Source organism: Pseudomonas sp. EGD-AK9, assembly GCF_000465935.2.
In the GTDB taxonomy this organism is placed as follows: Bacteria; Pseudomonadota; Gammaproteobacteria; order Pseudomonadales; family Pseudomonadaceae; genus Aquipseudomonas.
On record NZ_AVOF01000206.1, the window covers coordinates 1 to 5,888 of the forward strand.

The 5,888-nt window shown below is 55.7% G+C and carries 6 protein-coding genes; all 6 read left to right on the forward strand.

Annotated elements, in window-relative coordinates:
- Positions 1 to 836 (forward strand): BMP family protein (locus N878_RS26775; protein ID WP_156350872.1); only part of this gene is annotated, 836 nt, incomplete at its 5' end.
- Positions 837 to 867: 31 nt separating this feature from the next.
- Entirely contained in the window at positions 868 to 2,394 is a 1,527-nt protein-coding gene (locus N878_RS10945) for an ABC transporter ATP-binding protein (RefSeq protein WP_021443697.1), read from the forward strand.
- Positions 2,391 to 3,503 (forward strand): ABC transporter permease, encoded by a 1,113-nt coding sequence (locus tag N878_RS10950; protein WP_021443698.1) that lies wholly within the window; start codon positions 2,391 to 2,393, stop codon positions 3,501 to 3,503. The genes N878_RS10945 and N878_RS10950 overlap by 4 nt, the downstream gene beginning before the upstream one ends.
- 7 nt (positions 3,504 to 3,510) lie before the next feature.
- Positions 3,511 to 4,431: an ABC transporter permease gene (locus N878_RS10955; RefSeq protein WP_021443699.1), complete on the forward strand. Its 921-nt coding sequence runs from the start codon at positions 3,511 to 3,513 to the stop codon at positions 4,429 to 4,431.
- A gap of 185 nt (positions 4,432 to 4,616) precedes the next feature.
- Positions 4,617 to 5,585: a DUF2877 domain-containing protein gene (locus tag N878_RS10960; RefSeq protein ID WP_063160298.1), complete on the forward strand. Its 969-nt coding sequence runs from the start codon at positions 4,617 to 4,619 to the stop codon at positions 5,583 to 5,585.
- A gap of 102 nt (positions 5,586 to 5,687) precedes the next feature.
- Positions 5,688 to 5,861, forward strand: a complete 174-nt coding sequence (locus N878_RS28360; protein WP_156350873.1) for a hypothetical protein — start codon at positions 5,688 to 5,690, stop codon at positions 5,859 to 5,861.
- Positions 5,862 to 5,888 lie beyond the last annotated feature (27 nt).

Below are 5,888 nucleotides of genomic sequence, written 5' to 3' on the forward strand. Positions count from 1 at the left end.
GGAACGTTACTTACTCCGAAAACGTTCAAGCTGCAGATATGGTTGAAAGTATGCGTCAATATGCCCGGAAGGGAGTTGATGTTGTGGTTGGACATTCGGGTCGCTTTCTCTCAGCGGCTCAGCGGGTCGGGCCGGAGTTCCCGAAAACGCTATTCCTAATCGGATCAGGAGCCACCGGTTCGGGGAAGAATGTTGCATCAATTGAGTACGACAACGCACAGTTCGGCTACCTAATGGGCGTTCTTGCTGCTCGCATGTCCAAGACAAACAAGATCGGTGCTATTAGCGGCCTTGAAGGGTTACCTACCGTGACGGCGCAAGTTGGCGCCTTCCGAAAGGGCGCAATAAGTGTACGACCGAATATCGAAGTAAAGGTTATCTATCTGCAAAGCATGGAAGACCCGACAGCTGCGAAGGAAGCGGCGCTATCGCTGATCACGCGCGGTGCTGACGTAGTTTCTGGAAAACTGAATGCTGGTCAAGCCGGGCTCATCAAAGCGGCGAAGGAAAGAGGTGTTTTTGTTACAGGGCGTTCGCTGGGGCACACACAGATTGCGCCGGAGGCTGTGCTCGCAAATGTCGTCGAAGAATGGCCGGAGATGTATGCCGCAGCCGTTCAGCAAAACAAGACAGAAAGTGTTGGCGGCAAGTATCTGATTTATGGCTTGGGAAGCAGCGGAACAACCGGTGCACGTTTACGCTATTCGAAAGAACTCGAATTCAACCCGGCGGTTCCCGCCTCAGTGGTTGGCGAACTGGAAAAGATCAAAAAGCAGTTGGCGTCAGGCCAGCTGAAGATCAACGTAACACGCCAAGATGCACGCGGTGGAATCTGATCCTCGCGTCCCCGCCAAATTGGAGAATCTGATGTTGGAAATGCGTGGTATCTGCAAGGACTACGGTTCGCTACGCGCAGCGCGCGGCATTGATGTCAAAGTTGGACGAGGACAGATTTTGGGCCTACTCGGCGAAAATGGCGCTGGCAAAAGCACGCTGATGAAGATTCTTTTCGGCATCGTGCGACCAGATGCAGGAAAGATCTTTTTCAAAGGGCGTGAGCTGACCGGACACACGCCGAAGGACGCGATTGCCGTCGGCATCGGCATGATCCATCAGCACTTTATGCTGGTCGACGCGATGACGGTAACTGAAAACGTCATGCTAGGGTGGAATGAATTGGGTCATCCAGTGCGCGCTCAGCAATGCGCCAAACTAATCGTGGACGCAAGTAGAACTTACGGGTTGGAGGTCGATCCTGACGCGAAGGTCGGGCAACTTAGTTACGGCAGCCGACAGCGAGTAGAGATTGTGAAGTCGATTATCCGTGGCGCCGATCTCCTTGTGCTTGATGAGCCGACATCGAACTTGAGTCCCCCGGAAGTTAAGCAACTTCTCGACGTCATGCGACAGCTTCGAGAACAGGGAAAGTCGGTTATTTTCATTTCGCACAAGCTTGGTGAGATTTTGGAGGTCTGCGACGACATCGTCGTGCTGCGGGACGGGAAAGTCATCGGCCAATGCGCCGCAAAATCCGCAACCAAAACGAGTTTGGCTCAGATGATGGTCGGACGGGAGGTGCCACCACCGATAAGGCGTGTAGAGCGCGCGCTCGGACCGGAGGTTCTGACTGTGAAAGGATTGTCACAACGTGGCGCCAGCGGTGTCATGAAACTCACCGATATCAACCTGTCTTTGCATGCTGGAGAGATCGTCGCTATCGCAGGCATTGACGGTAATGGTCAGGCTGATTTCGTGAACGTACTCGCTGGCTTGAAGAGTTCAGATCAGGGCAGCATATTGTTGGATGGTCGTGATATCACCCGCGCCAATGTTCGATTTCGACTCTCTTCTGGCATTTCTTATATCCCGGTGGATCGGATTCACACTTCCCTGGTGCCAAGCATGTCGGTCGAAGAAAACCTTGCCCTTCGGGATTTTTTTAATCCGCCGTTTTCCCGTCACGGCTTACTCGACTTTTCTGCTATCCGCTCGTCTGCAGTTCGAAGAATTGGACAGTTCGGGATCAACGTCGCCAGATCGACCACACCGGTGCAAACTTTGTCGGGCGGCAATCAACAAAAAATTGTCCTTGCGCGCGAGATTGGACGCAGCCCAAAAGTGCTGATCGCACACCAGCCTACGTGGGGCTTGGATCCGGGTGCCACACGGTTTGTCATCGACCAGGTGCTGGCATTGCGAGATGCGGGCGTGGCGATACTCTATCTATCCACCGAATTGGATGAAGTTCTGATTTTGGGTGACCGAATAGCCGTTATCTGTGCAGGACGGCTGTCGGAGGCTGTGCCTCGGGAACAGGTAGATGTCACCGAAATCGGCTTGGCGATGGCCGGAACCACAGCGCTCCGGCCGGCTCAAGTAGCGGAATTAGTATGACTGCACCTCGCAAAGAAAGCCACACCACCAGCACGGATGTTGCGCTTCCGGTCGTCAACCGCGCGACCGGCGTGTTGAGTGAGATCTTCGGTTCGGACGGTCTGCGAACCATGTTGCTTGTACTCATTGCGGTCTTGCTTGCTTTTGCAATAACCGCAGTGTTGATTGCGATTTCCGGCAAGAATCCTTCAGCCGCCTATTGGGCGCTGCTGAATGGCGCTTTCGGCTCGACGGATCGGATTGCGTTTGGACTCAACAGGAGCACGCCTTATATTCTCACCGGGGTCGGAGTTGCCCTTTGCTTTCGCGCAAAGGTCATCAACATAGGCTCAGAAGGACAGATTGCCGTTGGAGGACTGGCATCGACCTCGGTCGCGCTCTACTTCCCCGATATGCCGCTCGTATTAATACCTGCTGCGGTCGTCGCGGGAGCAGTCGGCGGCGCTGCGTGGGCAGGGATCGCCGCGGTCATCAGCGTCAAACGCGGCGTTCACGTCGTTTTGACGACTCTGCTGCTCAATTTTGTCGGTCTGCTGTTTGTTGGTCATTTGCTGCACGGCGTATTGGGCGACCCGGGGGCCGGTTTCCCGCAGTCACCCATTCTCACGGAAATGGCTTGGCTTCCCAAATTATTGCCAGGGACGGACTTGCATATCGGCATCGTCGCTGCAGTCCTTGCCGTGGTCGTTGGACATTTTGTCTTGTGGCGAACAACTTTCGGGTTTCGCTTACGCCTGATAGGAGAAAGCCATGCTGCTGCGGATTACGCAGGCGTGTCCAGGTCGCAATGTACGTTCACCATCATGATGATTGCGGGCGCTTTGGCGGGCGTTGCTGGCAGCATTGAAATTATGGGGATTCATTACCGTCTGATCGAGGGTTTCTCGCTTGGATTCGGATTCAGCGCCGTTGCCGTGGCTCTTTTGGCGGCTACAAACCCTATTGCCGTGCTGCCAGCGGGCCTGTTCCTCGGCTTCCTAGAGGCCGGCGCTCTGTCTATGCAGCGCGAGGTGGGTGTCCCTTCTTCGTTGGTTTTTGTCATCGTGGGGTTGACCATGGTTTTTGTATTGAGTTCAATCGGCATGAGTACGCGCCTTCGCAGGGTGTAGGTGATTTATGGATGGCAATCTTTTAATAGAGTTTCTCGGAGCGTCAATTCGCGTAGCGACCCCGCTTCTCTTTGTGGCAATTGGCGGACTCATCTCTGAGAAAGCCGGGACTTTTGCCGTGGGCATCGAGGGAATGATGCTGGCAGGGGCGTTTGGTGGCGCAGTCGCGACGATGTCGCTCGGAAGTTCTGGCGCAGGCCTGATTGTCAGCGCCGCAAGTGGCGCTGCGCTTGGGCTCATTGTTGCTATTGCAACTGCAAAGTTCCATGCAGACCAGATTGTGACCGGGTTGGCCGTAAATATCCTCGCACTCGGCCTTACAAGTTTTCTGCTGCGTGGCCTATTCGGAGGTACTGCCCCCGTCGTTCAGTTCGAGACCTTGGCAATTTTGCCAATCCCATATCTAGCGGATTTGCCGATCATCGGCCCGATCCTGTTTCGACAGCCTGCATTGGTCTATGCGGCCCTTGGTCTGGCAGTCGCTGTACATTTTTTCTTGAAGACAGGTAACGGGCTCTTGCTGCGCGCGACAGGGGAAAATCCAGACGCTGCGTTTGCGGTCGGCGCAGATCCGGTGCGAATTCGTATCCTGGCGATAGTCGTCGGTGGCGCTTTTGCAGGTTTAGGGGGGGCCGTACTCAGCCTGCAGGAGGTTGGAACTTTCACCGATGGAATGACCAATGGGCGTGGATTCATCGCTCTCGCGGCCATTATCGTTGGGCGCTGGATGCCGCTTGGCACTGTAATTAGCTGTTTGATGTTTGGGGCAGTCGCGGGGCTTGAATTGCTCGTGCAAGGATGGGGGCTGCCGGTCAGTTCCTACGTCATCCAGATGACGCCCTATTTCGTTGCATTGGCGATTCTCGCCGCCATTGGCCGCGGTGCGCAAGCGTCCGCGGCGATTGGCTTACCCTTCGTTCGTCATTAAACCAGCAATGAAGTCTGAAAGCGTTGCCGCGCGTTAGCCCGGTGCAATGATTGCAGCATGATCTCCGCCGTCGGACCCTTGGTGCTCATGCAGGATGTCGTCTGCCTTGGGGTGATCTGGTGAACGTAACCTCGCACGAGGTATAGTTTTGCTGGTTCAGAATACAAAATGTTGAGGGTGCAATGATGACTTTGGTGCACACAGGCAGAGAACCGCACACCGGAACGGTTGCAGGCAAGCCACTGCATGTGATGGCCGCCTTGAGCGCCGACATGGTGTTCATGCGCTCGCTTAGCAGCGTAGGCTTCGGCGGCCGAGTGCATAGCGTCTTCAAGCGAGTTATCAACATCGAGCTTTCGGGTGGCGGATTGTTTACGCTGGCCAGTTGCGATCTTGATAACGCACCCGACACCATCATTGTCGACAGCGCAGACTTCAGTGAGATCCACGTCGCTGCGCGCCAGCGGGTGAGTACCGTCGGAAATCTGATGCACGTCGGCCCCTTCTTGGACGTACGATTCAGAGATGTCAAGGGCTGGAGCGGCGAGTTACCGCGGTATCCCGCCGACGCTTCGCTGCTCCGACGCAATCTCCACGCACTAACTGTTTATCTCAAATGCGCCGCTGATGCGGGCGGCATGCTGCGTCTTCTAGCCGGTGGCAGCACTTTCGAGCATGATGTATCGGCGGCGCTGGCGGCTCGTTCGGGTCGCCTGTGCAATGCGCTGCTGCGCCGGAACATCGATGACGCCCGTATACATGCGAAGTCGATGATCGGTCTCGGGCCCGGACTGACGCCGTCAGGCGACGACTACCTAGTCGGCCTTTTCGCGGTCCTGAATGTCTTGCGCAGCCCAAGTCAGACCTTGCGCTGCGAATGTCTGGAAATGATCGTCGGGGCCGAGTTTGCCACCAACGCGATTAGCTACGCGGCGCTGTCGAAGGCGGCAACTGGTCGCGTCCGCGCCATCATCAGCGAACTGATTGAACGACTGATGCACGGTACCGAAAACGATTTTCTCGCGCCCTTGGCGCGCGTCTTGGCTATCGGCTCCACATCCGGAAGCGATATCGTCGCGGGCATCGTATCCGGTCTGCGCCTGCAGCTAGAGTTCGAGCAGACCGTGCAGCCGACCGCCGCAGATCCGAAGTGATGACGCCGACCAATGGGATGACCGCCCCCCACCTCAGCGGCATCGCGATGTGCCAATGTGGAGGTGTTTACCCACCCACTTGAACCGACAGGAGCGTCCAACATGAAGGTTCACGATTTAGATCGCCACACTAACAGGCAACACCACTGGTTTTTGGCTGAGAGCTACGAACTTTGGGCTGCTGCCGGTTTCAAAGACACTTTGTTAAGGTGGTCGATGAAACAGGAGATAGCAAATGGCAAAGAGAAGGCAATTCAGCCGGGAATTCAAGGTTGAAGCTGTTCAGTTGGTAACTGAACGCGG